The organism is Mycobacterium sp. NGS17, from assembly GCF_059813205.1.
Window position 1 is genome coordinate 64,778 of sequence record NZ_JCALED010000007.1, and the last position, 25,484, is coordinate 90,261.

A 25,484-nucleotide genomic window follows, 5' to 3' on the forward strand; every position below is an offset into this window, starting at 1 on the left:
TCAGTGCGGCGGTTCGATCGGCAGCTGTGGGCCGCCGTAGGGGGTGGGAATGGTGTAGCGGCCCCGCGGCGTCGGATCGGTTCGCTGGCCCAGGTTCGCCCCCGGCGGGGGACCGGCGGTGTCGTCGCCCCCGGGGCGTGGCGCGTTTTTGGCGCCGCGGATCGAGACCGCCGGGTCATCATCGCGGCAGTAGGTGTACATGAACGGCTCGTAGTAGTCGGCGGCGGACGGCGCGTGCGACGGCGTCCCGTAGTCGCAGACATAGCGGGGATAGAGGTCGGCCGTCGCCCAGACGCCGCCGTCGTGAAAGGCGCTTGTCACCGCGTCCAATACCGACCCGCGGTAGTCGGGGAACAGCGCGTTGAGCGCCGGCACCCGCAGATAGAACAGGTGCGACATGGTCGCCATGCTGCCCAGCAACTGCACCATGGTGTCGGAGTTGTCCGAGAACAGATTGTCGACCGCCGAAAGGGCGCGCGGCGTCTGCTGAGTCAACCGGCGGTAGCCGGCCTGCATCCGGGCCACACCGGTCAGCGTTTGGTTGAGTTCGGTTGCGGTGGCGCCCAATCCGGTGTTCTTGTCGCTGGCCAGGGTGAGAACGACGCGGCTGGTCTTGATGATGCTGGTGGTCTGGGGCAGCACCGAATCCAGCGTCGAAAGCAGGAACGTTCCGCCGTCGACGATGGCGGTCAGCTTCGCCGGGCCCTCCTTGCTCAGGCTCAATTCCTTCTTGATCAGCTCGATCTTGTGCGGGTCGACCTGGGCCAGCATCCCGTCGGCGTCACCGAGCAACTGCGCCAGGCTGACCGGCACCGTCGTGTGGTCCAGGGCGATGCGGCTGCCGTCGTGCAGATACGGCCCGGCATCGTTTGCGGCTTCGAAGTTGATGAACTGCTCACCTGCCGGCGAGAGCGCCGACACGCGTGCGACGCTGTTCGCCGGTATCCGCACGTTCGACGTGATACTGGCGACCGCGTTCACCCCGTCGTCGGTGATCTGCAGCGACTCGATGCGGCCGATGCGCACGCCGCGCAGCGCGACGTCCTGATTGGGCAACAGGCCGCCCGACTCCGTCAATTGCACGGTGACCCGGTAGGAAGAGGCGAAGGGCTTCACGCGCAGCGCGCCGATCAGCAGATAGGCGGTCGCCACGACCAGGATGAGCACCAAGCCGGCCACCGAGAGCCAAACCTGTTGCCGGTGGCCCGTGCGCACCGCGCGGACAACGACATTGGCGGAGTTGGCGGCGGCGCGCATCACGGCTGCGGTCCTGGCTGCGGTCCGGCCGGCGCTGAGGGCGGAGCCGGCGGTGGCCCGGGGGCGACGTCGATCTGGCCCGGGATGTTCGGGTCGGGGATGACCGGAACCTGCGGCGAATTGGGCCCCCGGCCGACCACGCGTTCCTGCAGGCGCCACAGGGTGTACTTGAGGGTGCCGACGAGCAGGTTCACGTTGTAGTGGTGCGGTCCGTGCAGCCCGATGTCACCGGGGAATCCGATATCGGGCAGCGACCCGAGCATGATCTTGTCCACGCCGACGTTCACCGAAATCGAGTTCCCCGCAGTCGATTTGACCAAGGCGGGGATCAGCCGGTTGATCGACAGCCAGCTGGTATCCGGGCTCATGGCGACGTCGTTGGCGGCCCCGGCGATGGTGTTCAGGTCGCGGATGACGCTGCGGCCGCTGGTATCGGTACCGCCGATCGACGGGAACCTGGCCAGCAACCGGGAGGTGTCACCGACCTGTACGGCCAGATTCGAGAGCTGACTGGTGTTGTCGGCCAGGGCCGAAGTGGCCGGTTGAGCGGCCGTCATCAGGTCGCTGATGGCCCGATTCTTGTTGTCGAGTTGGTCTGCCAGCGTTGACAATTGGGTCAGTGCGTGCGAGAGCTGGTCGGACCGGGCATCCAACGTTCCGAGTAGCTCGTTGGACTTGCGGATCATGTCTCCGAACGCCTGGCCCTGGTCGCCGGTCGCCTTGCCGAAACCGTTGATGATGTTGGTGAAATTGCGAACCGCCCCGCCGTTCACCAGAATCGCGGCCGAGCTCAGCACCGACTCGACGGTCGCGGCGGCCGCGGTCGAATCCAGGCCGATGGTGTCGCCGTCGCGCAGCGGCGGCGTGTCCGCGGGATCGTCGGCCGGTGGCTTGAGAGCGACGAACACGTCGCCAAGCGGTGTCGCGGTGCGTAATTCGGCGGTGCTTCCCCGCGGCAGTTGCACGCCGTCGCGGATGCGCAGCCGGGTGACCGCGGTGTAGTTGCGTGCGACCATCGATTCGAGCTGCCCGACGTCTGCGCCGGCGAGCTTGACCTTGGCGTTCATCGGCAGGTTCAGCGCGTTGGAGAAGACCGCGTTCAGCGAATAGCCTCCCGAGCCCAGCCCCGGGGCCGGAAGGGGCAGGCTGGCAAGGCCGTTCGTGGCGCAACCCGCTGTGACGATCGCCGCGGCCACCGCAGTCGATATGCCGCGCGCGCCCGTCGTCATTTCTGCCCCATGGCGGCCATGCCGTCGAGCACATAGGTCAGCCCGAAATCGGGGCCGAAGTCCTGGATGGTCCCGGTGCTGCAGCCCAGTTGACGAAGGCCCATCAGGTTGCAGATCTCTTTGGTGTACTGGCTGTCGAAGAGCAACCGATCCGTGAGGAATCGGGCCCGCACGCTGCCGTTGGCCCGGTCGATCATGTTGTAGGCGTTGTCCGCCACCAGGGGAGCAAGATCCAGCAGCTCGGCCAGGCCGCGCCGCTGGTCGGTCACCGTCTTCAGCGCGTCATTGCCGTGCAGCACGGTCTGCTTGACGCTGTCCCGGTTTTCGTCGAGCAGGTCGCCGGCCCGCTGGATCAGCTGGTCGAGTTTGTGTCCGGTACTGCCGCTGCCAAGGTCCTCGTCGGCCATGATCTGACTGACTTGGTGGATGGTGGAGGCGAATTCGCGCAACTTCGTGTCATTGGCCGCGACGGCGTCGAACAGCGTGCTGATGTTTTTGACGATCGTGGTGATCTGTTCGCGGGTCGCCGCGCCACCGTCGCTGGACAGCCGCAGCGCCTTGGACAGCTCACCGAGGGCCGCCTTGATCTTCTCGCCGTTGCCGTTGACCACCTGGGCGCCGCCGCCCAGCACGTCGGCGATCGGTCCGCCACCGTGGCCGTCACCCTCGAGCGACTTGGTCACCTTGTCCAAAACGTTGAGGACACTGCTGAATTCGACCGGCGTCTTGGTCCGGGGCAGGCCGATGGTGTCGTGGTTCTCCAGCGCCGGTCCGCCGTGATAGGGCGGCGTGAGCTCGATCTGCCGGTCGGTGAGGATGGAGGTCGACACCGTGACGGCCTGCGCGGTGGCGGGCACTTTGACGTGCCGGTCGACGGTGAACTCGACTTCGACGTAGCCGCCCTTGGCGTTGATCTTGGTGATCTTCCCCACCGGCATCCCCAACACCGCGACCTCGTTGCCCTCGTAAAGGCCCGAGGCGCTGTCGAATTGGGCGGTCAGGGTGATCGTGTCCGCGTCGGAACTCAGGGCCCACCAGCCGATGCCGACCGCTGCGGCGATGACAGCGACCGCGGCGACGATTGCCAGCGCCCTGGCGCCAAGCCCCCTCACTTGCAGTCCTTGAAGTATTGGATCATGCCGAACTGCTTGGCGCGGCCGCTGATTGCGCACATCCAGGAGTCGATCAGCGGGACGTTGGGGGCGTTGAAGTTGATCGCGTTGCCGTCGCCGGTGAGGTTCGCCGCCTCGCGGAAGAAGATCGGGCTGGTCTGCAGCATGCTGTGCAGCAGGTCGTCGTGTTGGGACATCAGGTTGGTGAAGTCGCGCATGTCCTTGATCAGCGCGTCCAGCCCCGAGCGATCGTTGACCACGACCTCGTTCATGGTGTCGACCAGGTTGGACAAGGACTGCATCATCGCGTGGAAAACGGCGCGCCGCGCGACGAATTGGCCCAATAGGTCTTGCCCCTGGTCCACCAGAGCGCCGATGCCGGCTTGCTGGCGCCGCAGCGTGTTGGTCACCTGCTCGGTGCTGCGGAGCAGCTGTCCCAGCTGGTCGCGTCGTACCGCGATGATCGATGACAGTGTGTTGATGTTCGTGATCGCTTGCGGCACAACGGCCGGCAAGCCCTCCAGCTGCTTGCCCAGCACCGCCAGCGACTGCGCGAACCTGTCGGAGTCCACCTGCTCGAAGGTGGTGGTGGCGTCCTGCAACGCGGCCTGCAGGTCGTAGGGCACCTCGGTGTGCGCCAGGTCGAAGGTGTCGTGGGGCAGGCGTGCCGGGCCGTTCGGGTCCAGCGCGAGGTAGCGCGAACCCAGGATGGTGGTCACCCTGATCTGCGCTCTGGAGTCCTTGCCCAGCTTGATGTCGTCCCGGACCTTCAGACCCGCCTCGACGTGGTCGCCGACGAGTTTCATGCTGGTGACGTTGCCCACCGGAATCCCGGCGACCACGATCGGATTACCGACCCGCAGCGAGGCCGCCTGCAGGAATTCCGCGGTGTAATGCCGATAGCCTGCGCCGATCGCATGCACCAGCAGCATGACCGCAATCACCACCGCGACCACCGCGACGGCGATGAACCCGAGCCAGGTCTTGTTGTAGCTTTCCAGCGGACGCTTCTTCATCCCCGAAAGCCGTTGCCGTACCGACGCGTCAGCCATCGACCGTGCTCCTGCACCTCGGGGTGTGCCAGGCCCGGTTTCCCGGCGTGGCGGCATTGATGATGATCGGCACCACATCGTTGAGTCCCGGGAAGAACCCCATGAAGTTCACGTCGCACACGTATGCATTGCCGTAGGCGCCCTGATTGCCCACCCGGGTAAGGCCTTTCAACAGCAGCGGAATGTTGTCGCCGAAGAACGCAACCTGCGGCTCGACGTCCATGATGTGTTTGGTGACACCGGGCTGACGATCGATGAATTCACGCAGCGCCGGATAGACGTCCGTCGCCGAGGCGGACAGCCGGTCGGTCACCCGGGCCAGCGAACCGACCGAGGCGACGAGGTCCGGGCGCCGCCGGTCGAGATCGCCGACGACGCTGCGGGTCTGCGTGATGACTCCGTCGAGATTGTCGTTCTGCTCAGCGAGGTTGCCCACCACCTTATTGAGATTGGTGATCACGCTGCCGAGCGCCTGATCGCGGCCCGCGAAAGTCTCTGTGAGCGTGGAGGTCTGGCCGACCAGTGTGGTGAGCGATGACGTGTCGCCCTGCAGCGAGGAAATGATGCCCTTGGTGAGGTTGTCGGCGTCATGCGGGTTCAGCAGGCTGAACAACGGTTCGTAGCCGTTGAGCAGGGTGGTCACGTCGAAAGACGGTTCGGTGCGTTCCAGCGGGATCGTGCTGCCGGGGGGGAGGAGCAGCGGACTGCCTTCCCTGCCGATGGACAGTCCGAGGTAACGCTGCCCGACGATATTTTGATAGGTCACCGACGCGAGCGTGTTTCCGAACAGCCGCTGCTCGGACTGGACGACGAACGAGACCTTCGCCAGTTTTCCGTCGAGCTCGACCTTTTCGACGCGGCCCACCCGAACGCCGGCCATGCGGACGTCGTCGCCTTCGCGAAGCCCGTACACGTCGGTGAACACCGCCGAATAGCTGGCGGTGTTTCCGGCCACGTCACGCCGCAGACTCACATACACCAGCCAGGTCAGCGTCAACGAGACGATCATGAACAGAGTCAGCGCGATGAGTGGGCCCCGAAATTTCATTTGCCCTCCCCAGGCGGACGCGTCAGCGACACCGTCGTTCCGCGGGCGACCGGACCCAGCAGCAGCTCGGTGGCTTCGGTCGCGGGGGCGCCGGTGATGACCCCGAGCATGTTTCGTTCGTACTGACTCCCAACGGGTCCCACGTTGCCCCCGAAGGATGCCTTGAAAGACGATTGCGGAATCCAGGGCGCCTTGGGTGCCACCGGCGCGACCCACGGCTGGTGCTCTTGTGGTGTCGCCGGCGCCCCGGGCTTGGGATTGTCGGGATTCGCGCTGCCGGGCACCGGTGGCGACGGCGTAATCCCTGGGGCCAGCGGCGGATTGGGATCGGTCAAGTTGGGAGTGGGGTTGATCAACGGCGGTCCCACCGCGACCAGGTTTCCGTCCGGGCCGATCACGGTGCCGGGCGGCGGGGCCAGATCCTTGGGCGGGTGATAGTTCTGCGGCAGCAGCACCTCGGGCAAATCGGGGCGCACCGGAATCAGCGGTGCGGTAAAGCAGCTGGGTCCCTTGAGCTCCCCGTAGTGGGGACAGTCGGCGCGCGTGTAGGTGGAACTGGGCGTGAAGGTCAGCATCGCGCGCATGTTGCCCAGGTTCGTGCGCGGGTTCCACACCTGTTCCATGAACTGGTTGGCCAAATTGTCCAGCTTGGTGACGGCGGGCACGAAGTTGTTCGACTTCTGCGCCAAGATGCCGAGCACCGGTGTGAAATCGGCGGTGATCTTGATCAGCTGATCGATGTGGTTGTCGAAGGATTGGCGCGTCGTGCCGACGGTGTAGTCGGCGCCCGACAGCAGCGAGGCCAACTGCCCGCGGGTTTCGGCGAAGGTTCGCATCGGCTCGACGGCCTGATGCAACGCATCGAGGAGATCGGGTGCGGTCTGCGCGAGCCCGGTCGTCGCGTCGAGCAGCGCCGACACCGTCGAGGGTCCGTTGTCGGTGCTGACAATCGAATTGAGTTGGTCGAGAGCGCGATTCAGTTGCGCACCGGCGTTCAGCAGGGTGACGCGGCGGTGGTCGGTGGCGGCACCCAGTGCGGCCAGGATCCCGACCGACCGGTCGTCGCGGCCGCGCCCCGCGGCGGCGAGCAGGTCACGCAGCTTGCTGACGGTCGTCTGGAACAGAACGGTCGGCAGCCGCTTGTCCTCCGGGATGTGGTCGCCGGGGCGGATTTTCACGCCGGGGCCGTTGCCCACCAACTGGACCGACGATACGGCGAAAACGTTGCTGGGCACCACGCGTGCGGTCACGCTGGCCGGAATCGACTTGGCGTACTCCTCTTTGAGGTCGATGTGGACGTAGTTGGGCTTGCCGTGCGCCGCTGGGACGACGCCGTTGACCATTCCGACGAGCACGCCGTGGTACTTGACGTCGGACTTCTGCGGGAGGCCATCGCCCACGTTGACCAGATCGGCTACCACCCGGACGTAATCGTTGAGTCTGCCAGTGGATTTGACCAACATCGCGGTGGTGACCAGGGCGCTGACCACCATCAGCGCAATGCCGATGCCGAACAGCTGCCGGTCCGAGGGGCCGCGACCGTCCAGCTCAAAGGAATTGGGCATGTTCCACCGACCTAGCCACCGAACCTTGCGCCGGAGTCGACGCCCCACAGCGCCATGGTGAGCAGCATGTTCACGATGATCACCACGGTGATGCTGGCCCGCATACCGTGGCCCGCGGCGACCCCGACGCCCTCGGGCCCGCCGCTGGCGTAGTACCCGTAGTAGCACTGGATCGTGGACGCGATCCACACGAAGACGACGGCCTTGATCAACGAATAGACGATGTCCTGGCCCGCCAACATCAGCGTGAAGTAGTGCAGGTAGGAACCGGTCGAGCCGCCGCTGCCGATTTCCACCACGATCTGTGTGCTCAGGTATCCGATCGCCAGGCATGCTGCGTACAGCGGGACGATCGCCACCACCGAAGCGATCAGCCGGGTGGTGACCAGGTAGGGGATCGGGCGGATGGCGATCGATTCCATCGCGTCGATCTCCTCGGCGATGCGCATGGATCCCAACTGCGCGGTGAAGCGGCAGCCACCCTGCATGGCGAACGCGAGCGAGGCCATCAGGGGAGCCAGCTCGCGGGTGTTGACCAACGACGAGACGAACCCGGTGGCGGGCCCGAGCCCGAGCAGGTCCAGGAAGTTGTAGCCCTCGATGCCGACGAGGGCGCCAACGGTCATGCCCAGCACGACGGCCACACCGGCGGTGCCCCCGCCGACCACGATCGAGCCGTTGCCCCAGGTGATATTCGACAGCAGCCGCAGGAATTCGGCGCTGTACTGGCGCAAAGCGAGGGGAACGGCGACCAGCGCCCGGACGAAGAAGACCAGCAGATGGCCGAGCCGGATGATCGGCACCTTGCCCCGGCGGTAGAGCCGGGCGAGCGGCATCGAGATCGGTGCGAAGGGCTGATAAGCGGAGGCCGTCACGTCACAGTCCCGTCCTGGGTGACAACATGATGTAGAGCTGGCTGATGGCGACGTTGACGATCATCAACAACAGGATCGCCTCGACCACAGCGGCATTCACGGAGTTCGCGACACCGGTCGGTCCGCCCTTGGTGGACAGGCCTTTCTGGCTCGACACGATGGCTACGATCGCGCCGAACACGATGGCTTTGATCAGCGCCAAGATCATGTCGCCGGTCGTGGCGAACGACGCGAACGTCGACACGAAGCTGCCCGGCGCCCCGTTCTGGAAGTACACGTTGAACATGTAGCTCGCGAAGAATCCGGCGAAGCACACGACGCCGGTGAGGGCCACCCCGATCATCACCGCCGCGGCGAAGCGGGGGACAACCAAGCGACGGATCACCGAGACGCCCATCACCTCCATTGCGTCGGTCTCTTCGCGCATCGTCCGCGAACCCAGGTCGGCGGTGATCGCCGACCCGACCGCCGACGCCATGAGGACCGCGGCCACCAGTGACGCCCCCTGCCGGATAACCGCGAGCCCGCTGGCCGCCCCGGCCAGCGACGTGGCACCGACCTGGCCGGCCAGCAACGCGAACTGGATCGAGAGTGTGACGCTGATCGGCAGCGACACCAGGATCGTCGGCAACACGGCGGTGCCCGCCATGAACGCGCCCTGCCGGACGAACTCCTGCCACTGAAATCGCCCGGTCAGCAGGTCGTAGAAGAAATATTGAACCGTTCGCACACCGAGAACGAACTGTTCGCCTACCGTCGTCAGCGAGGCGACCGGGTGACGTCTGACGTATCCGACGGACCAGTCCCGGATGGCGGTAACGCCGTCGAGTTGTGTCGTCGTCATAGCGGCGCGACCCGCGGTGCGTCTAGCAAACCCATTGCGCAGGCCATCGCGTACCGGCTACCGCCTTCATCGGCGCTCTTCCCCAACCCCTATGCCGTGAGTGCCGAACGGAGGCCGAGGCTCACCGTCGGCGCTATCCTTATTAAAATAATGTCAATAAGCGCCGGAACTCCGCAGCTCATAAGTGTGTGCCGCATCACACTAGCCTACTTGATAGGGACTTTCAATAGTGTAGAGTCACTCACCTCAGTTGGTCGCTGGACGACGCCTTGTTGTTCGACTGTCGAATTGAGGAAGGTGGTGACATGCCCTCAGCAAACGTATCGTTGCGAGACCGGCGCCGCGCTGAGCTGCTTTCCCACATCCAACAGACCGCGCACCAACTGTTCGCCGAGCGCGGATTCGAGGCGGTGACGACCGAGGACATCGCCTCGGCCGCCGGGATCTCGATCAGCACGTATTTCCGGTACGCGCCCACCAAGGAAGGCTTGTTGGTCGATCCGGTTCGGGAGGCGGCCTCTGAGATCGTGGGCGCTTACAGCGCGCGGCCGCCCCACGAGTCTCCGGTTGAAGCGCTGATCCAACTGTTCGTCACGCGCGCGATGGATGTCAGCGGCGTTGACAACCTCGAGACCTGGCGTCTTGCTGTCGCGACGGCGCCCCATTTGTTGACCAAATCCATGTTGGTCAGCGAAACCGATCACGGCACCCTGATCGAGCAGGTCGCTGCGCGGATGAACGTCGATGCGGCGGTTGATATTCGGCCCGCGCTGATGGTCCACACCAGTTTGGCCACCGTGCAATTCGTCCTCGACGGATGGTTGACTTCCGACATCGCCGAGAACCCGCCTTTTCACGAGCAGTTGGAGGAAGCGCTGCGAATCACGCTCGCCGGATTCGACGGACAAAGCGGCTCGAAAGCCGGCCAGGGCTAAACCGCCGTGACTTCGCCAGCCACCGCGTGAAACAATCGCTGGCCGTGAAGACGTTCGAGGATCTGTTCGCCGAACTGGGTGAGCGTGCCCGTAGTCGGCCGGCCGGCAGCGCGACGGTCGCCGCACTTGACGGTGGCGTCCACGGGCTGGGCAAGAAAATCCTCGAGGAGGCCGGTGAAGTGTGGCTGGCCGCCGAACACGAATCCGACGACGCGCTGGCCGGAGAGATCAGCCAGTTGCTCTACTGGACGCAGGTGTTGATGGTCGCCCGCGGCCTGACCCTCGACGACGTGTATCGGAAGCTGTGACCATGTTGCGGGTTGCGGTGCCCAACAAGGGCACGCTGAGCGAACCGGCCAGCGAGATCCTCGCGGAGGCGGGCTACCGGCGCCGCACCGACTCCAAAGACCTCACCGTCATCGATCCGGCCAACCAGGTTGAATTCTTCTTCCTGCGGCCCAAAGACATTGCCATCTATGTGGGTTCGGGGGAACTGGATTTCGGCATCACCGGCCGGGATCTGGTAGGCGATTCCGACGCACCGGTGCGCGAACGCTTGGCGCTGGGGTTCGGATCATCGAGCTTTCGCTACGCCGGACCGGCGGGGCGCGACTGGAAAATCGCCGATCTGGCCGGCAGGCGGATCGCTACAGCGTACCCGAATCTGGTCCGAAAAGACTTGGCGGGCCGTGGTATTGAGGCAACCGTCATCAGGCTCGACGGTGCGGTAGAGATTTCGATACAACTCGGGGTCGCCGACGCGATCGCCGACGTGGTGGGTTCCGGGCGCACGCTGAGCCTGCACAACCTCGTGGCCTTCGGCGACCCGCTCTGCGATTCCGAAGCGGTGCTGATCGAGAGCGAGCAGGCCAGCAAGCAGGGGACGCAGGCTGCGCGCGATCAATTGGTGGCGCGGATCCAGGGCGTGGTGTTCGGTCAGCAATATTTGATGCTCGACTACGACTGTCCCCGCTCGGTGCAGGACAAGGCCACCGCGATCACGCCGGGGCTGGAGTCGCCCACCATCGCACCCCTGGCCGACCCGGACTGGGTCGCCATCCGCGCGCTGGTGCCGCGTCGGGGCATCAACGAGATCATGGACGAGTTGGCCGCCATCGGCGCCAAGGCGATCCTGGCGTCCGACATCAGGTTTTGCAGGTTCTGATCGCGCGCGCGGTGCACAAGCCGCGGTTGTGTTAGCGTCCGCCTCGGGGGACAGCCCGGGTTGGCGTGTGGGCCGTCCCCGCATTCGTCGCCGGTGTTCGTCTCCCAGGAAGGTCTTCCGTGACACACGCACTTCTTGTCTTGCTGGCTTTGCTGATTGGCGTCGTGGCCGGGCTGCGCTCGCTGACCGCGCCCGCCGTCGTCGCCTGGGCCGCCTTCATCGGCTGGGTCGATTTGCACGGCACGTGGGCTGGCTGGATGGCCAGCCTCATCGCGGTGATCATCTTCACCGTTCTCGCCGTGGGCGAACTGATCAACGACAAGCTGCCCAAGACGCCGGCGCGCACCGCGCCGCCGATCTTCGCGGCGCGGATCGTCACGGGCGGACTCGCGGGCGCGGCCCTTGGCGCCTGGCCGCACTGGACATTTACCGCGCTCGGCGCCGGCGTCATCGGTGCGGTGCTGGGCACCCTCGGCGGCTACCACGCGCGCAAACGGCTGGTCGCCGCGACGGGCGGCAGGGACCTGCCGATCGCGCTGCTGGAGGACGCTGTCGCGATCGTGGGCGGGTTCGCCATCCTCGCGGCGACGGGTCACCTGCTGACCGAGTACCTGCTGACGGCGGTTAAGTGACGGAACATTTCGATGCGATCATCGTTGGCGCCGGCCAGGCCGGCCCGCCGTTGGCAGGCCGGCTGACCGCAGCCGGGCAGCGCGTGGCGGTGGTGGAGCGCAAGCTGATCGGCGGCACCTGCGTCAACACCGGGTGCATCCCCACCAAAACGCTGGTCGCCTCCGCGCATGCCGCGCATCTGGCGCGCCGCGGTGCCGAATACGGCGTAGGGACCGGACCGGTCAGCGTCGACATGGCGAAGGTCAAGGCCCGCAAGGACGAGATCATGCTCGGCGACCGCAAGGGCGTCGAGGATTGGCTCGAGGGAATGAACGGCTGCACCGTGTTTCGCGGTCACGCCGTTTTCCAGGATCCGCATACGCTGCGGGTCGGTGACGATGTGCTGCGCGCCGACCGCATCTTTCTCAATGTCGGCGGGCGTGCCGTGGTGCCCGACGTCCCGGGCTTGTCCGACGTCGACTTCCTGACCAACGTATCGGTCCTCGAACTCGACACGGTGCCAACACATCTCGTCATACTCGGCGGTAGTTACATCGCGCTGGAGTTTGCGCAGATGTACCGGCGGTTCGGGGCCCGGGTGACCGTCGTCGAACGGGGGCCGCGATTGGCGTCGCGCGAGGACGAGGATGTCTCGGCCTCCGTGGCAGACATCCTGCGTGCCGAAGGCATCGATATCATCGTCGGTGCCGACGACGTGCGAATAACCAAGACCGGCAACGGGTTCGAGCTGACTCCTCGCGCGGGTGCCGCCCCCGTCGAAGGAAGCCACCTGCTGCTCGCGGTGGGCCGGCGACCGAACACCGATGACCTGGGCCTGGAAGCCGCCGGCGTGCAGACCGACGCCCGCGGCTTCATCGTGGTCGACGACCGCCTCAAGACGAGCGTCGATCACATCTGGGCGATGGGTGACTGCAATGGGAAGGGCGCGTTCACCCACACCTCCTACAACGACTTCGAGATCGTCGCCGCCAATCTGCTGGACGACGACCCCCGCCTGGTTAGCGACCGCATCACCACCTACGCGCTCTACATCGATCCGCCGCTGGGGCGCGCCGGCATGACCGCCGATCAGGTGCGTTCATCGGGGCGCAAGGCGTTGGTCGGCAAGCGGCCGATGACCAAAGTCGGCCGGGCGGTGGAAAAGGGTGAGACACAAGGCTTCATGAAAGTCGTGGTGGACGCAGACACCCACGAGATTCTGGGGGCCGCGATCCTCGGGGTCGGCGGGGACGAGGCCATCCACGGCATTTTGGACGTGATGTCGGCCAAAGCGCCCTACACCACGCTGTCGCGCACGATGCACATCCACCCGACGGTCAGCGAGCTGATTCCCACGATGCTGCAAGACCTCTCGCCGCTCGATTAGGGGCGATCGGGACTGCGGCCTAGCCGGTCGTTTAGGCCGCCGGCTCGCTAGCGTGCGAATTCGTCTGCGCGGCAAGAGATTCGGGCCAACCCGGGTACGGCGGTGGGGTTCCGCCGAACAGCGGGCAGTGCTGCTGATGGGGACACCAGTCGCACAACCGCGACTGGGTGGGACGGAAATCGCCCGTCTGTCCGGCCGATTGGATCGCCCGCCAGATCGCCATCAGCGTCTTCTCGAACCGCAGCAGCTCGTCGTGGTCCGGCGTGTAGTCCAGCACCTGGCCGTCGGCCAGATAGATGAGCCGCAACCGGGTGGGCTGCACACCTCGCGACCGCAACAGCGCCACCGCATAGAACTTCATCTGGAACATCGCCTTGAACTCGGCCAGGGCTCGTGCTTCCGGCGGCGCCTTGCCGGTCTTGTAGTCGACCACACGAAGCTCGCCGGTGGCGGCGACGTCGATCCGGTCGATGAAGCCACGCAACAGCGTGCCGTCCGCGAGCTCTACCTCCACTCGCTGTTCGCAGCACTGCGGGTTGAAGCGGGTGGGGTCCTCGAGCCGGTAATACCCGGCGAGCAGCGCTTGCGCCTCGACCAACAGCTGGGAGCGCTGCGCCGGATCCAGCTCGGCGGTCACCCCGGGTGTAGCGGCGACGATCTGCTCCCACGCCGGCTCCACCAGTGACATCGCGGTGCCGGGGCCACGGTGCTCGGCCGGCAGGCCGTAAAGCTGCTGCAGGGCGGCGTGGACCAGGGACCCGCGCAGCTGCGCGGTCGACGGCGCCTCGGGCAACCGGTCGATGGCCCGGAACCGGTACAGCAGCGGGCACTGCTTGAAGTCGGCCGCACGCGACGGCGACAGGGCCGGGCGGTACACCTGCCCCGCCGGGCGCATCTCCGGCTGGGGCGCCTCCGGCTTGACCATCATGTCGGAAGCCTAGGACCGGGCGCCGACAACCCCCAAGCACCTGCGGCGGCGAGTCGGCTGGCACGCTGGACCGCGTGTCCGTAACCGGCCCGTTCACCGAGGGCGAGCGTGTCCAGCTCACCGACGCCAAGGGTCGGCATTACACGGTGGTGCTCACCGCGGGCGCGGAGTTTCATACGCATCGCGGGTCGATTTCGCACGACGCGCTGATCGGGCTGGAGCAGGGCAGCGTGATCAAGTCCAGCAACAACGCCGTGTACCTGGTGATGCGGCCCCTGCTGATCGACTACGTCATGTCGATGCCGCGCGGACCCCAGGTGATCTACCCCAAGGACGCCGCACAGATCGTGCACGAGGGCGACATCTTCCCGGGCGCGCGGGTGTTGGAGGCCGGCGCCGGCTCCGGCGCGCTGACTTGTTCGCTGCTGCGCGCGGTCGGGCCGGAAGGCCGGGTGACCTCCTATGAACAGCGCGCCGATCACGCCGAGCACGCCGAGCGCAACGTGGCGGTGTTTCATGGCGGCCAGGCACCCGACAACTGGGAATTGATCATCAGCGACGTCTCCGACTCCGAACTGCCGGACGGCTCCTTCGACCGGGCCGTGCTCGACATGCTCGCGCCGTGGGAGGTGCTGGAGTCGGTCGCCCGCCTGTTGATCTCCGGCGGCGTACTGATCATCTACGTAGCCACCGTCACCCAGCTGTCGCGCGCGGTCGAGGCGCTGCGGGCGCAGCAGTGCTGGACGGAGCCCCGGTCCTGGGAGACGCTGCAACGCGGTTGGAACGTCGTGGGTCTCGCGGTCCGGCCCCAGCATTCGATGCGGGGACACACGGCCTTCCTGATCTTCACGCGACGGCTCGCGCCCGGCGTCGTCGCTCCCGTGCCGTTGGGCCGCAAGCGGGAGGGCCGCGACGGCTAGCGGCGATCGCAAGCGCGGCGTGGCCGGGCGCAGCGGGTCGTCGCCATCGGAGCTAGCGGCGATCGCAAGCGCGGCGTAGCCGGGCGCAGCGGGTCGTCGCCATCGGCTAGGCGAGATCCTCGCTGCGCACCAGGGAGCGTCGCACCGACAGCAGCTCGAACTCGGGATGCGCGGCCACCAATCGTTCGGCCGCGTCCAGGACGTCGACGGCATGGCCTCGGTCGCCGGAGACCGTGGCGACGCCAATGCCCGCTCGCCGGTACAGCTCGTGCGAACCCGTCTCGGCCGCCGAGACGCTGAACTTGCGCTGCAACTCCGCGACGACGGGGCGGATGACCGACCGCTTTTGTTTGAGTGATCGAACGTCGCCGAGCAGGACATCGAACTCGAGCCAGCCGATCCACATGCCGCGGGTCAACCCGGCGGGTTTTGCTGATCGGGCGCGGGCTCCGGAGCGGGGGCGGGCTCGGGAGCCGGGGCCGGCGCGGGGGGCGGAGCGGGAGCCGGCGCCGGCGGAGCGGGCGGCGGCGGAGCGGGTGGCGGTGGCGGTGGTGCCGGCGGGGCTGGTGCCGGCGCGGGCTCGGGTGGTGGCGGCGCGGGGGGCGGGCCGGGGGGAGGCGCGGGCGCGGGAGTGGCCGTAGTCGGAGCCGTCGCCGACTTCCCCAAGGCCAACAGCATTTCGGCGGTGTGCCGCGATAGCTGCCAACCGCCCTGGAACGGAGCGAACTCCATTGGGAAGGTGAAGTTCGGGTTGTTGGCCTGAGCGGTGTGAACGGCGACGGTGGCCTTCACGTTCGACGGATTCTTGTCCGACCACGCGATGTCGTTTGCGTTGAAGGTCATTGGTAGATATCCGTTGTCGCGCAGCGCGCCGGTGAACTTGTCCAGGGTGGCCGCGCTTTCGGGCGTCGCACCTTCCACCAGGTTCACCTTGCTCGCGCCCGGAACGTTCGGGTCGGCGAGCCGGGTGAGCACGTCGGTCAGGGCTTCGGGCGGCGGCAGGGGAGCCGTGACCGGCGCGGCCACCTGGCTCGACGAGGCAGGTGGCAACGACGAGGTGGCCGGCGATTCAGTCTTCGGGTGAGGCGACGAACATGCCGCGATGCCGGCCGCCGCCAGGGCGGTGGCGGCGCTCAGCGCTACGCACAGTTGCCGGTTCATCCACTCGGTCGGCCGGCTAGGCGGCTCTGGCCGCTTCGTGGAGGACGAAGATCGCTAAGGTCGGTCCGATGGGCAAAACTGAAGTCACACCGGCGGCGGGGGCTACGGCGGCGATGCGGGCCGAGCCGGTGGCGAGGCTTTTTCCGGTCACGCGGGCCCTTTCGATCATCACGATTAGTGGCCGAGATTACCAGCGTGACGAAAATCTTAACTTTTCGTGGGTATTTGACTACGTACATGAGTCGGCAATGGCCGGTAGCTTTGAAGTATCCGCCGCGCCATTTCGGTGTGGGAAAGGAGCGCAAGATGGGTAGCTCAGAGCGTTCTGAAGCTTTTGGATCCCCCCACGGATCAGACGGGTCCAGCGGCGACGAGGCCGAGTTGGAGCAGCTACGTCGCGAGGCCGCGATGTTGCGCGAGCAGCTCGAGCAGACGGTCGGCTCGCACGGCGGCGCCCGCTCCGCGCGCGATGTCCATCAGCTGGAAGCGCGCATTGACTCCCTTGCGTCGCGGAACTCGAAGTTGATGGAGACCCTCAAAGAGGCCCGCCAGCAACTGCTGGCGCTGCGTGAGGAAGTCGATCGGCTGGGGCAGCCGCCCAGCGGCTACGGCGTTTTGCTCGCCACCCACGAGGACGACACCGTCGACGTGTTCACCTCCGGCCGCAAGATGCGGCTGACCTGCTCGCCGAACATTGAAGTCCCGTTGCTGCGCAAGGGTCAGACGGTGCGCCTCAACGAGGCCCTGACGGTCGTGGAAGCCGGCACGTTCGAATCCGTCGGCGAGATCTCCACGCTGCGTGAGCTCTTGGGCGACGGGCACCGGGCCCTGGTCGTCGGGCACGCCGACGAGGAACGCATCGTGTGGCTCGCCGAGCCGCTGGTCGCCGAGAACCTGCCGGACGGCCACCCCGACGCCCTCAACGACGACACCCGGCCGCGCAAGCTGCGCCCCGGCGACTCGTTGCTGGTGGACACCAAGGCCGGGTACGCCTTCGAGCGCATTCCCAAGGCCGAGGTCGAGGACCTGGTGCTGGAAGAGGTGCCCGATGTCAGCTACCTGGACATCGGTGGACTCACTCGCCAGATCGAGCAGATTCGCGACGCGGTGGAGCTGCCGTTCCTGCACAAGGAGCTGTACCGCGAGTACGCGCTGCGCCCACCCAAAGGTGTGCTGCTCTACGGTCCGCCCGGCTGCGGTAAGACGCTGATCGCCAAGGCCGTTGCCAACTCGCTGGCCAAGAAGATGGCCGAGGTGCGAGGCGACGACGCCCGCGAGGCCAAGTCCTACTTCTTGAACATCAAGGGGCCGGAGCTGCTCAACAAGTTCGTCGGCGAGACCGAGCGGCACATCCGGCTGATCTTCCAGCGCGCCCGTGAGAAGGCGTCGGAAGGCACGCCGGTGATCGTGTTCTTCGACGAAATGGACTCGATCTTCCGCACCCGTGGCACCGGGGTGTCCTCGGACGTCGAGACGACCGTGGTTCCGCAGCTGCTCAGCGAGATCGACGGTGTGGAGGGGCTCGAGAACGTCATCGTGATCGGCGCCTCCAACCGCGAGGACATGATCGATCCCGCCATCCTCCGGCCGGGACGTCTCGACGTGAAGATCAAGATCGAGCGGCCGGATGCCGAAGCGGCGCAAGACATCTTCTCGAAGTACCTGATCGAGTCGCTGCCGCTGCATGCGGACGACCTCGCCGAGTTCGACGGCGACCGCTCGGCATGCATCAAGGCGATGATCGAAAAGGTCGTCGAGCGGATGTACGCCGAGATCGACGACAACCGGTTCTTGGAGGTCACCTACGCCAACGGTGACAAGGAAGTCATGTACTTCAAAGACTTCAACTCCGGGGCGATGATTCAGAACGTCGTCGACCGCGCGAAGAAGAACGCGATCAAGTCCGTGCTGGAGACCGGGCAGCCCGGTCTGCGTATCCAGCACCTGCTGGATTCGATCGTCGACGAGTTCGCCGAGAACGAGGACCTGCCCAACACCACCAACCCCGACGACTGGGCACGGATTTCGGGCAAGAAGGGTGAGCGGATCGTTTACATCCGCACCCTGGTCACCGGGAAGAGCTCGAGCGCCTCGCGGGCCATCGACACCGAATCCAATTTGGGTCAGTACCTGTAGGTACCGGCGCCGCGCCCTGGTGCTTTGGTGCCTGAAGGCGCCGTGGTGCTTTGAGGCGCCGCCGCGACACTTAAACCACGCACACGACACGCCGGGTGGCGGCGCAACGGTTTAAGTCTCGTGGCGGCTTGGCGGGCAAGTTGGCCCAAGAGTTGGCCCGAAAGTCAGTCGGCCACCAGCGAATAGCTGTTGGTCAGGTTGTCTTGTAACACCTGGGCGGGGCGCTGCGTCGTATCCACCCGCAGTTCGTCGGTGAGCACGCGCGGTTGGTAGGCCCATCCGGCCGGCAGGTCGAGCCGATCGGCAAGGCCCGGTAGGTCGGCCCGCGACAAGGTGCCATCGGCGACCTGGCTCCAGGTTTGCATGATCCAGTGCTGACCCTGCGGATCGATGAGTTCATACACCTCTTGGCCGGCGTTGAAGACGAATACCGTGCGGCGGTTGACCGTGTTGGGGATGTAGGGCGCGGGATTCATCGACGACAACAGGACGGTGGCCTGCTGGATCATTTCGATCCCGCCGAAGGATTTGGTGATCTGCGGGCCCTGGGCGGTTTTTTCGATGGCGTTCATCAGCCAATACCGGGGACCGTTGAGCAGGGCCGCGGCCGCCCCGTGTTCCGTGGCGATGGCGTGCGCGTCCAGCGCCGACCACAGCTCCTGGGGACAGTCGTTGAGCGGGAAGCTGTTGTACACCGTCGCTTGCGGACCCGCCTCGCCGGGTGTTACGAGCAGCACCTCGCCGTATCGCTTTCCGAACAGGTCGAGTGCGTGCTTACCGACGGCGCGGCCGGATTCGGGGGCGGGCACAGGGTGAAATTAATCACTGGCATCGGTGCCGTCAACACGGCGGACGGTCACCCGGCGGCGCAGTGACAGCGATGAACGCCAGCAAGTCGTGTCCAGCTTCTCGATCAACGGGTCGCGGAACGTGGACGGTATTCCGCGTGGCCGCGAACGCGCTGGGCCGGCCCGCCCGCGCCCCGCCGCGCGGGCCGCTTCGTCGCGCGGCCTACGCTTAGTCCATGCAACGGATTATCGGGACGGAGGTCGAATACGGCATCTCATCGCCATCGGACCCGACAGCCAATCCGATCCTCACATCGACGCAGGCGGTTCTGGCGTACGCGGCCGCAGCGGGCATTCAGCGCGCCAAGCGCACCCGATGGGACTACGAGGTGGAATCGCCGTTGCGGGATGCCCGCGGCTTCGACCTGAGCCGCTCGGCCGGCCCGCCCCCGGTGGTCGACGCCGACGAGGTCGGCGCCGCCAACATGATTTTGACCAACGGCGCACGGCTCTACGTCGACCACGCGCACCCCGAATACTCCGCGCCCGAGTGCACCGACCCGCTCGACGCGGTGATCTGGGACAAGGCCGGTGAGCGGGTGATGGAGGCCGCCGCACGCCACGTCGCCAGCGTGCCCGGCGCCGCAAAGTTGCAGCTCTACAAGAACAACGTCGACGGCAAGGGCGCGTCCTACGGCTCGCACGAGAACTACCTGATGTCGCGGCAGACGCCGTTCTCGGCGATCATCGCCGGGCTGACCCCGTTCCTGGTCTCCCGGCAGGTGGTCACCGGCTCCGGCCGGGTCGGCATCGGGCCCTCCGGCGACGAGCCCGGCTTTCAGTTGTCTCAGCGCTCGGACTACATCGAGGTCGAGGTCGGGCTGGAGACCACGCTCAAACGCGGCATCATCAATACGCGCGACGAACCACACGCCGACGCCGACCGGTACCGGCGGCTGCACGTGATCATCGGCGACGCCAACCTGGCCGAGACGTCGACGTATCTGAAGCTGGGCACCACGGCGCTGGTGCTGGACCTGATCGAAGATGGCCCGGCGCACGGGATCGATCTGAGCGACCTGGCGCTGGCGCGGCCGGTGCACGCGGTCCACGCGATCAGCCGCGACCCTTCGCTGCGCGCCGCGGTGGCGCTGGCCGACGGCCGCGAGCTGACCGGGCTTGCGCTGCAACGGGTTTACCTCGATCGGGTGGCCAAGCTGGTCGACAGCCGCGACCCCGACCCGCGCGCGTCCGATGTCGTCGAGACCTGGGCGCACGTGCTCGACCAACTCGAGCGCGACCCAATGGAATGCGCCGAAATACTCGACTGGCCGGCCAAACTGCGCCTGCTCGAAGGATTTCGGCAGCGCGAAAACCTGAGCTGGTCGGCGCCGCGGCTGCATCTGGTGGACCTGCAATATTCCGACGTCCGGCTGGACAAGGGCCTGTACAACCGGCTCGTCGCGCGCGGTTCGATGAAGCGTTTGGTGACCGAGCACCAGGTGCTCGAGGCGGTGGACAAACCTCCGACGGACACCCGGGCGTACTTCCGCGGCGAATGCCTGCGCAGGTTCGGCGCCGACATCGCCGCGGCCAGCTGGGACTCGGTGATTTTCGACCTGGGCGGCGATTCTCTGGTCCGCATCCCGACGCTGGAGCCGCTGCGCGGTAGCAAGGCGCACGTCGGGGCGCTGCTGGACTCCGTGGACAGCGCCGCCGAGCTGGTCGAACAACTCACCAGCTAGATGCCGGTTAACCGCAGGATCGTCGGGGTCGACCGGTAGGCTAGGCAGGACGAACGGGCAGTGTGGCTTGATCGGTGAGTAAGCCATTCAAAGGGCCCACACAACGCAGGAGGCGGCGATGGCTCAGGAGCAGACCAAGCGTGGCGGTGGTGGCGGCGACGAAGACGACATCGCCAGCAGCACGGCCGCGGGCCAAGAACGCCGGGAGAAGCTAGCCGAGGACACCGACGATCTGCTCGACGAGATCGATGACGTCCTCGAGGAAAACGCCGAGGACTTCGTTCGCGCGTATGTCCAAAAGGGCGGACAGTGACCTGGCCTTTCTCAAATCGCCTGTCCACCAACTCCGCACTTCCGGGCCCCGCACTGCCGGGCAATACCGCTATCGATCTCTCGTCGTTTGCTGACCTGTTGCGACGACACGCGCCGGAATTGCTGCCGGCAAGCCTGTCCGGCTCGCAATCGGATGCCGCCACGGGCCAGTTGCCGCACGGCACCACGATCGTCGCGCTGAAGTACCCCGGCGGCGTGGTGCTGGCCGGCGATCGGCGCTCAACGCAGGGCAACATGATCGCCGGGCGCGATGTCAAGAAGGTGTACATCACCGACGACTACACCGCCACCGGCATCGCCGGTACCGCCGCCATCGCCGTGGAGTTCGCCCGTCTGTACGCGGTGGAACTCGAGCACTACGAGAAACTCGAAGGCGTGCCGCTCACGTTCGCCGGCAAGGTGAACCGGCTGGCGATCATGGTCCGCGGCAATCTGGCGGCCGCGATGCAGGGTCTGATCGCCTTGCCGCTGTTGGTGGGCTACGACATCGATGCGCCCGACCCCGAGGGCGCCGGCCGCATCGTGTCGTTCGATGCCGCCGGCGGCTGGAACCTGGAAGAGGAGGGCTACCAGTCGGTGGGGTCGGGCTCGATCTTCGCCAAGTCGTCGATGAAGAAGTTGTACTCGCAGGTCACCGACGCCGATTCAGCGGTGCGTGTCGCGATCGAGGCGCTCTACGACGCGGCCGATGACGACTCCGCCACCGGCGGACCGGATCTGGTGCGAGGCATTTACCCCACCGCGGTGACCATCGGTGCCGACGGAGCGCTCGAAGTGCCGGAGAGCCGCATCGCCGAATTGGCCCGCGAGGTAATCCAAAGCCGTTCGCGCGCTGACACTTTCGGCCCCGACGGTGGTGAGAAGTGAGCTTCCCGTATTTCATCTCGCCCGAGCAGGCGATGCGCGAACGCAGCGAGCTCGCGCGTAAGGGCATCGCGCGTGGCAAGAGTGTGGTCGCCCTGGTCTACGCCGGTGGTGTGCTCTTCGTCGCGGAGAATCCGTCACGGTCGTTGCAGAAGATCAGCGAACTCTACGATCGTGTCGGCTTCGCGGCTGCCGGTAAGTTCAACGAATTCGACAACCTGCGCCGGGGCGGAATTCAATTCGCCGACACCCGGGGCTACGCCTATGACCGTCGCGACGTCACGGGCCGCCAGCTGGCCAACGTTTATGCCCAGACCCTGGGCACCATCTTCACCGAGCAGGCCAAGCCCTACGAGGTGGAATTGTGTGTTGCCGAGGTCGCGCACTACGGCGAGACCAAACCGCCTGAGCTGTACCGGATCACCTATGACGGATCGATCGCCGACGAGCCGCATTTCGTCGTGATGGGTGGGACCACCGAACCGATCACCACGGCGCTCAAGGAGTCCTACGCCGAGAACGCCGATCTGCGTGAGGCCACGCGCATCGCCGTGAAAGCGCTGCGGGCCGGTAGCGAGGCCTCGAATGGCGACCAGTCCACGCTCGAGGTGGGCAGCCTGGAGGTTGCCATCTTGGATGTCAACCGGCCGCGACGGGCCTTCCGGCGGATCAATCGCGCCACGTTGGAGAATTTGCTGCGCGAGCTCGACTCCAACGGCTCGGGCGGCGACGGTGAGCCGTCCGATTCCAACGGCGCGCCCTCCGACTAAGCCCGGACGGCGGCGCGGCTTTCCCTAAGGGCTTATGGTCCGAAAGGTGCTGGTGAGCCAGCGAGGACGCGCCGCGCCGGGACGGGTCGATCCAGTGGTACGGCCGCCCCGCGTGGCCACCCGGCAGGTCGAGGAAACAGTTCGTCGAAGCGATCCGCGCGGCATGCTCACCGTCCAGGTCGGACAACCAGTACCCTCGATTACGTGCAGAGGCGAATCATGGGTATCGAGACCGAGTTCGGGGTCACCTGCACATTCCACGGCCATCGTCGGCTCAGCCCGGACGAGGTGGCCCGCTACCTGTTCCGCCGCGTCGTGTCTTGGGGCCGAAGCTCCAACGTCTTCCTGCGCAACGGCGCCCGGCTGTACCTCGACGTCGGAAGCCACCCGGAGTACGCCACCGCCGAATGCGACAGCCTGGTGCAGCTGGTCACCCACGACCGCGCCGGGGAATGGGTGCTGGAAGACCTGTTGGTCGACGCCGAACAGCGCCTGGCCGACGAGGGCATCGGCGGCGACATCTACCTGTTCAAGAACAACACCGACTCGGCGGGCAACTCCTACGGCTGCCACGAGAACTACCTGATCGTGCGCGCCGGCGAGTTCTCCCGGATCTCGGACGTTTTGCTCCCCTTCCTGGTCACCCGCCAGTTGATCTGCGGCGCAGGCAAGGTGCTGCAGACCCCGAAGGCCGCGACGTTCTGCCTTTCCCAACGCGCCGAGCACATTTGGGAGGGCGTTTCTTCGGCCACGACTCGCAGCCGGCCGATCATCAACACCCGCGACGAGCCGCACGCCGACGCCGAGAAGTACCGGCGCCTGCACGTGATCGTCGGTGACTCCAACATGTGCGAGACCACCACCATGCTCAAGGTCGGCACCGCCGCGCTGGTGTTGGAGATGATCGAGGCCGGCGTTCCGTTCCGGGACTTCTCGCTGGACAACCCCATTCGCGCCATTCGCGAGGTCAGCCACGACACCACCGGGCGCCGGCCGGTGCGGCTGGCGGGCGGACGTCAGGCCAGCGCGCTCGACATCCAGCGCGAGTACTACAGCCGCGCCGTCGAGCACCTGCAGACCCGGGAACCCAACGCCCAGATCGAGCAGATCGTCGACCTGTGGGGCCGCCAGCTCGACGCGGTCGAGAGCCAGGACTTCGCCAAAGTCGACACCGAGATCGACTGGGTGATCAAGCGCAAGCTCTTCCAGCGCTACCAGGACCGCTACAGCATGGAGCTGTCCGACCCGAAGATCGCCCAGCTGGACCTGGCCTACCACGACATCAAGCGCGGGCGCGGTGTCTTCGACCTGCTGCAGCGCAAAGGCCTGGCCGCGCGGGTCACCACCGACGAGGACATCGCCGAGGCGGTCGACAACCCGCCGCAGACCACCCGGGCGCGGCTGCGTGGGGAGTTCATCAGCGCGGCCCAGGCCGCGGGCCGCGACTTCACCGTCGACTGGGTGCACCTCAAGCTCAACGACCAGGCTCAGCGCACCGTGTTGTGCAAGGACCCCTTCCGGGCCGTCGACGAGCGGGTCAAACGCCTGATCGCGAGCATGTAGCCGCACGTCGGCTCGTCTTCTTCGACTCGACGCCCAAGCGCCGGCAGCAACTAGCGCGACGCGGAGGGCCGGTGGAAGCGCCAGGCGAGGTGCATCGAATAATCTGGAGCCGATGGCGACGTCAAAAGTCGAGCGGCTGGTAAATCTGGTCATCGCCCTGCTGTCCACCCGCGGCTACATCTCGGCGGAGAAGATCAGGTCGAGCGTGGCGGGTTATTCGGACAGCCCCAGCGCCGAGGCGTTCTCCCGCATGTTCGAGCGGGACAAGAACGAGCTGCGCGACCTCGGCATCCCGCTCGAGGTCGGCCGCGCGTCGGCCTGGGACCCTACCGAGGGCTACCGGATCAACCGCGACGCCTACTCGCTCGCACCGGTCGACCTGACCGCCGACGAGGCCGCCGCGGTAGCCGTGGCGACACAGCTGTGGGAGTCGCCCGAACTCATCACCGCGACCCAGGGCGCGTTGCTCAAACTGCGCGCGGCCGGGGTCGACGTCGATCCGGACGCTCCGGTCGCCATCGCGTCGCCTGCCGGAGTTCCGGGCCTGCGCGGCTCGGAAGACGTCCTCGGAATCCTGTTGTCCGCCATCGACTCCCGGCAGGCGGTGCAGTTTCCGCACCGGCCGTCACGAGCCGAGCCGTACGCCATCCGCACCGTCGAGCCCTGGGGCGTGGTCACCGAGAAGGGCCGCTGGTATTTAGTGGGCCACGACCGCGATCGCGACGCCACCCGCACCTTCCGGCTCTCCCGGATCGGTTCGGAGGTCATGCCGATCGGCCCGCCGGGCGCCGTCGCCGTGCCGAAAGCCGTTGACCTGCGCAAGATCGTGGCCCAGACCGTCACCGAGGTTTCGGCGACGCCGACCGTCGGGCAGGCGAGAGTATGGGTGGCCGACGGTCGGGCCACGGCACTGCGGCGCGCCGGCAGGCGCGTGGACGCGCGCCAACTCGGGGGTCGCGACGGCGAGGTGATCGAACTCGACATCTCCTTCGCCGACCAGCTGGCACGTGACATCGCCGGGTACGGCGCCGACGCTCTGGTGCTCGAGCCACAGTCGTTGCGCGACGACGTGCTCGCCCGGCTGCGCGCGCATGCCGGCGCGGGCGCGGTCGCTGCGGCGCAACCGCCCGGCCGCGGCGGAGTGTCCGCATGACGCGCGCCAGCGACGATGCAGAGCGCAGGGATGTGGGGGCAC

Annotated in this window: 24 protein-coding genes and 1 pseudogene; 13 read left to right on the plus strand and 12 right to left on the minus strand. The window is 66.5% G+C overall.

Annotated elements, in window-relative coordinates:
* From AC5Y7E_RS16505 to AC5Y7E_RS16540, 8 genes are read right to left on the minus strand one after another with little or no spacing between them, the layout of a single operon-like run.
* Positions 1-1,260 carry an MlaD family protein gene (locus AC5Y7E_RS16505; protein WP_499949837.1) on the minus strand — a complete coding sequence of 420 codons (1,260 nt, stop codon included), beginning with the start codon at positions 1,258-1,260 and terminating at the stop codon, positions 1-3.
* Positions 1,257-2,486: an MCE family protein gene (locus AC5Y7E_RS16510; protein WP_499949839.1), complete on the minus strand. Its 1,230-nt coding sequence runs from the start codon at positions 2,484-2,486 to the stop codon at positions 1,257-1,259. Before AC5Y7E_RS16510 ends, AC5Y7E_RS16505 begins: the two co-directional genes overlap by 4 nt.
* Positions 2,483-3,598 carry an MCE family protein gene (locus AC5Y7E_RS16515; protein WP_499949840.1) on the minus strand — a complete coding sequence of 372 codons (1,116 nt, stop codon included), beginning with the start codon at positions 3,596-3,598 and terminating at the stop codon, positions 2,483-2,485. The genes AC5Y7E_RS16510 and AC5Y7E_RS16515 overlap by 4 nt, the downstream gene beginning before the upstream one ends.
* Positions 3,595-4,650 carry an MCE family protein gene (locus tag AC5Y7E_RS16520; protein WP_499916066.1) on the minus strand — a complete coding sequence of 352 codons (1,056 nt, stop codon included), beginning with the start codon at positions 4,648-4,650 and terminating at the stop codon, positions 3,595-3,597. Before AC5Y7E_RS16520 ends, AC5Y7E_RS16515 begins: the two co-directional genes overlap by 4 nt.
* Entirely contained in the window at positions 4,643-5,698 is a 1,056-nt protein-coding gene (locus tag AC5Y7E_RS16525) for an MlaD family protein (RefSeq protein WP_499949841.1), read from the minus strand. Before AC5Y7E_RS16525 ends, AC5Y7E_RS16520 begins: the two co-directional genes overlap by 8 nt.
* Positions 5,695-7,263 carry an MlaD family protein gene (locus AC5Y7E_RS16530; protein WP_499949842.1) on the minus strand — a complete coding sequence of 523 codons (1,569 nt, stop codon included), beginning with the start codon at positions 7,261-7,263 and terminating at the stop codon, positions 5,695-5,697. The genes AC5Y7E_RS16525 and AC5Y7E_RS16530 overlap by 4 nt, the downstream gene beginning before the upstream one ends.
* An 11-nt stretch (positions 7,264-7,274) precedes the next feature.
* Positions 7,275-8,138: an ABC transporter permease gene (locus tag AC5Y7E_RS16535; protein ID WP_499916071.1), complete on the minus strand. Its 864-nt coding sequence runs from the start codon at positions 8,136-8,138 to the stop codon at positions 7,275-7,277.
* 1 nt (position 8,139) lies between these two features.
* The gene (locus tag AC5Y7E_RS16540; RefSeq protein ID WP_499916073.1) at positions 8,140-8,982 is read right to left on the minus strand and encodes an MlaE family ABC transporter permease; all 843 of its coding nucleotides are present in this window, start codon (positions 8,980-8,982) and stop codon (positions 8,140-8,142) included.
* A gap of 305 nt (positions 8,983-9,287) precedes the next feature.
* On the opposite strand from AC5Y7E_RS16540, the gene AC5Y7E_RS16545 reads away from it, so the two are divergent.
* The 5 genes from AC5Y7E_RS16545 (at position 9,288) to AC5Y7E_RS16565 (ending at position 13,081) form a co-directional block, all read left to right on the plus strand.
* The gene (locus AC5Y7E_RS16545; RefSeq protein WP_499949844.1) at positions 9,288-9,917 is read left to right on the plus strand and encodes a TetR family transcriptional regulator; all 630 of its coding nucleotides are present in this window, start codon (positions 9,288-9,290) and stop codon (positions 9,915-9,917) included.
* Between the two features lie 26 nt (positions 9,918-9,943).
* Positions 9,944-10,225 (plus strand): phosphoribosyl-ATP diphosphatase, encoded by a 282-nt coding sequence (locus tag AC5Y7E_RS16550; protein ID WP_499916077.1) that lies wholly within the window; start codon positions 9,944-9,946, stop codon positions 10,223-10,225.
* A gap of 2 nt (positions 10,226-10,227) precedes the next feature.
* Entirely contained in the window at positions 10,228-11,082 is an 855-nt protein-coding gene (hisG, locus tag AC5Y7E_RS16555) for an ATP phosphoribosyltransferase (protein WP_499916079.1), read from the plus strand.
* A 119-nt stretch (positions 11,083-11,201) separates the two neighbouring features.
* On the plus strand, positions 11,202-11,714 hold the full coding sequence (locus tag AC5Y7E_RS16560; protein ID WP_499949845.1) for a DUF4126 domain-containing protein: 513 nt from the start codon (positions 11,202-11,204) through the stop codon (positions 11,712-11,714).
* Positions 11,711-13,081 (plus strand): FAD-containing oxidoreductase, encoded by a 1,371-nt coding sequence (locus AC5Y7E_RS16565; RefSeq protein ID WP_499949846.1) that lies wholly within the window; start codon positions 11,711-11,713, stop codon positions 13,079-13,081. Before AC5Y7E_RS16560 ends, AC5Y7E_RS16565 begins: the two co-directional genes overlap by 4 nt.
* A 31-nt stretch (positions 13,082-13,112) precedes the next feature.
* On the opposite strand, the gene AC5Y7E_RS16570 is transcribed toward AC5Y7E_RS16565, so the two are convergent.
* The gene (locus AC5Y7E_RS16570) at positions 13,113-14,009 is read right to left on the minus strand and encodes a RecB family exonuclease (RefSeq protein ID WP_499949847.1); all 897 of its coding nucleotides are present in this window, start codon (positions 14,007-14,009) and stop codon (positions 13,113-13,115) included.
* Between the two features lie 74 nt (positions 14,010-14,083).
* Between AC5Y7E_RS16570 and trmI the strand changes: the two genes are divergently transcribed.
* Positions 14,084-14,929, plus strand: a complete 846-nt coding sequence (gene trmI, locus AC5Y7E_RS16575) for a tRNA (adenine(58)-N(1))-methyltransferase TrmI (protein WP_499949849.1) — start codon at positions 14,084-14,086, stop codon at positions 14,927-14,929.
* A gap of 106 nt (positions 14,930-15,035) precedes the next feature.
* Here trmI and AC5Y7E_RS16580 read toward each other — a convergent pair whose 3' ends face one another.
* Both AC5Y7E_RS16580 and lppK read right to left on the minus strand, forming a co-directional pair.
* The gene (locus AC5Y7E_RS16580) at positions 15,036-15,335 is read right to left on the minus strand and encodes a DUF503 domain-containing protein (RefSeq protein WP_007770839.1); all 300 of its coding nucleotides are present in this window, start codon (positions 15,333-15,335) and stop codon (positions 15,036-15,038) included.
* Between the two features lie 149 nt (positions 15,336-15,484).
* Positions 15,485-16,090: pseudogene (gene lppK, locus AC5Y7E_RS16585) on the minus strand (lipoprotein LppK); the annotation flags it as partial.
* 306 nt (positions 16,091-16,396) lie between these two features.
* Here lppK and arc point away from each other — a divergent pair.
* Positions 16,397-18,226, plus strand: coding sequence for a proteasome ATPase (gene arc / locus AC5Y7E_RS16590; protein ID WP_499916089.1), 1,830 nt, complete (start codon positions 16,397-16,399; stop codon positions 18,224-18,226).
* A 164-nt stretch (positions 18,227-18,390) separates the two neighbouring features.
* Here arc and AC5Y7E_RS16595 read toward each other — a convergent pair whose 3' ends face one another.
* Positions 18,391-19,035, minus strand: a complete 645-nt coding sequence (locus AC5Y7E_RS16595) for a hypothetical protein (RefSeq protein ID WP_499949850.1) — start codon at positions 19,033-19,035, stop codon at positions 18,391-18,393.
* Between the two features lie 215 nt (positions 19,036-19,250).
* Between AC5Y7E_RS16595 and dop the strand changes: the two genes are divergently transcribed.
* The 6 genes from dop to AC5Y7E_RS16625 all read left to right on the plus strand — a co-directional run bounded on the left by dop (position 19,251) and on the right by AC5Y7E_RS16625 (position 25,442).
* A complete protein-coding gene (gene dop / locus AC5Y7E_RS16600) occupies positions 19,251-20,759 on the plus strand; it encodes a pup deamidase/depupylase (RefSeq protein WP_499916093.1) in 1,509 nt (502 codons plus the stop codon).
* 118 nt (positions 20,760-20,877) lie between these two features.
* Positions 20,878-21,072: a ubiquitin-like protein Pup gene (locus AC5Y7E_RS16605; RefSeq protein WP_067352126.1), complete on the plus strand. Its 195-nt coding sequence runs from the start codon at positions 20,878-20,880 to the stop codon at positions 21,070-21,072.
* The gene (prcB, locus tag AC5Y7E_RS16610; protein WP_499916094.1) at positions 21,069-21,959 is read left to right on the plus strand and encodes a proteasome subunit beta; all 891 of its coding nucleotides are present in this window, start codon (positions 21,069-21,071) and stop codon (positions 21,957-21,959) included. Before AC5Y7E_RS16605 ends, prcB begins: the two co-directional genes overlap by 4 nt.
* On the plus strand, positions 21,956-22,726 hold the full coding sequence (prcA, locus tag AC5Y7E_RS16615) for a proteasome subunit alpha (protein WP_499916096.1): 771 nt from the start codon (positions 21,956-21,958) through the stop codon (positions 22,724-22,726). The genes prcB and prcA overlap by 4 nt, the downstream gene beginning before the upstream one ends.
* Before the next feature lie 204 nt (positions 22,727-22,930).
* Entirely contained in the window at positions 22,931-24,289 is a 1,359-nt protein-coding gene (gene pafA / locus AC5Y7E_RS16620; protein WP_156656176.1) for a Pup--protein ligase, read from the plus strand.
* Positions 24,290-24,401: 112 nt separating this feature from the next.
* A complete protein-coding gene (locus AC5Y7E_RS16625; protein WP_499949851.1) occupies positions 24,402-25,442 on the plus strand; it encodes a helix-turn-helix transcriptional regulator in 1,041 nt (346 codons plus the stop codon).
* Positions 25,443-25,484 lie beyond the last annotated feature (42 nt).

Coding starts and splice junctions, on each gene's coding strand:
- AC5Y7E_RS16510 (WP_499949839.1), bottom strand. CDS start 2,486: ATGACGACGGGCGCGCGCGGCATATCGACTGCGGTGGCCGCGGCGATC.
- AC5Y7E_RS16520 (WP_499916066.1), bottom strand. CDS start 4,650: ATGGCTGACGCGTCGGTACGGCAACGGCTTTCGGGGATGAAGAAGCGT.
- AC5Y7E_RS16525 (WP_499949841.1), bottom strand. CDS start 5,698: ATGAAATTTCGGGGCCCACTCATCGCGCTGACTCTGTTCATGATCGTC.
- AC5Y7E_RS16530 (WP_499949842.1), bottom strand. CDS start 7,263: ATGCCCAATTCCTTTGAGCTGGACGGTCGCGGCCCCTCGGACCGGCAG.
- AC5Y7E_RS16540 (WP_499916073.1), bottom strand. CDS start 8,982: ATGACGACGACACAACTCGACGGCGTTACCGCCATCCGGGACTGGTCC.
- AC5Y7E_RS16545 (WP_499949844.1), top strand. CDS start 9,288: ATGCCCTCAGCAAACGTATCGTTGCGAGACCGGCGCCGCGCTGAGCTG.
- hisG (WP_499916079.1), top strand. CDS start 10,228: ATGTTGCGGGTTGCGGTGCCCAACAAGGGCACGCTGAGCGAACCGGCC.
- AC5Y7E_RS16570 (WP_499949847.1), bottom strand. CDS start 14,009: ATGATGGTCAAGCCGGAGGCGCCCCAGCCGGAGATGCGCCCGGCGGGG.
- AC5Y7E_RS16580 (WP_007770839.1), bottom strand. CDS start 15,335: ATGTGGATCGGCTGGCTCGAGTTCGATGTCCTGCTCGGCGACGTTCGA.
- arc (WP_499916089.1), top strand. CDS start 16,397: ATGGGTAGCTCAGAGCGTTCTGAAGCTTTTGGATCCCCCCACGGATCA.
- dop (WP_499916093.1), top strand. CDS start 19,251: ATGCAACGGATTATCGGGACGGAGGTCGAATACGGCATCTCATCGCCA.
- AC5Y7E_RS16605 (WP_067352126.1), top strand. CDS start 20,878: ATGGCTCAGGAGCAGACCAAGCGTGGCGGTGGTGGCGGCGACGAAGAC.
- AC5Y7E_RS16625 (WP_499949851.1), top strand. CDS start 24,402: ATGGCGACGTCAAAAGTCGAGCGGCTGGTAAATCTGGTCATCGCCCTG.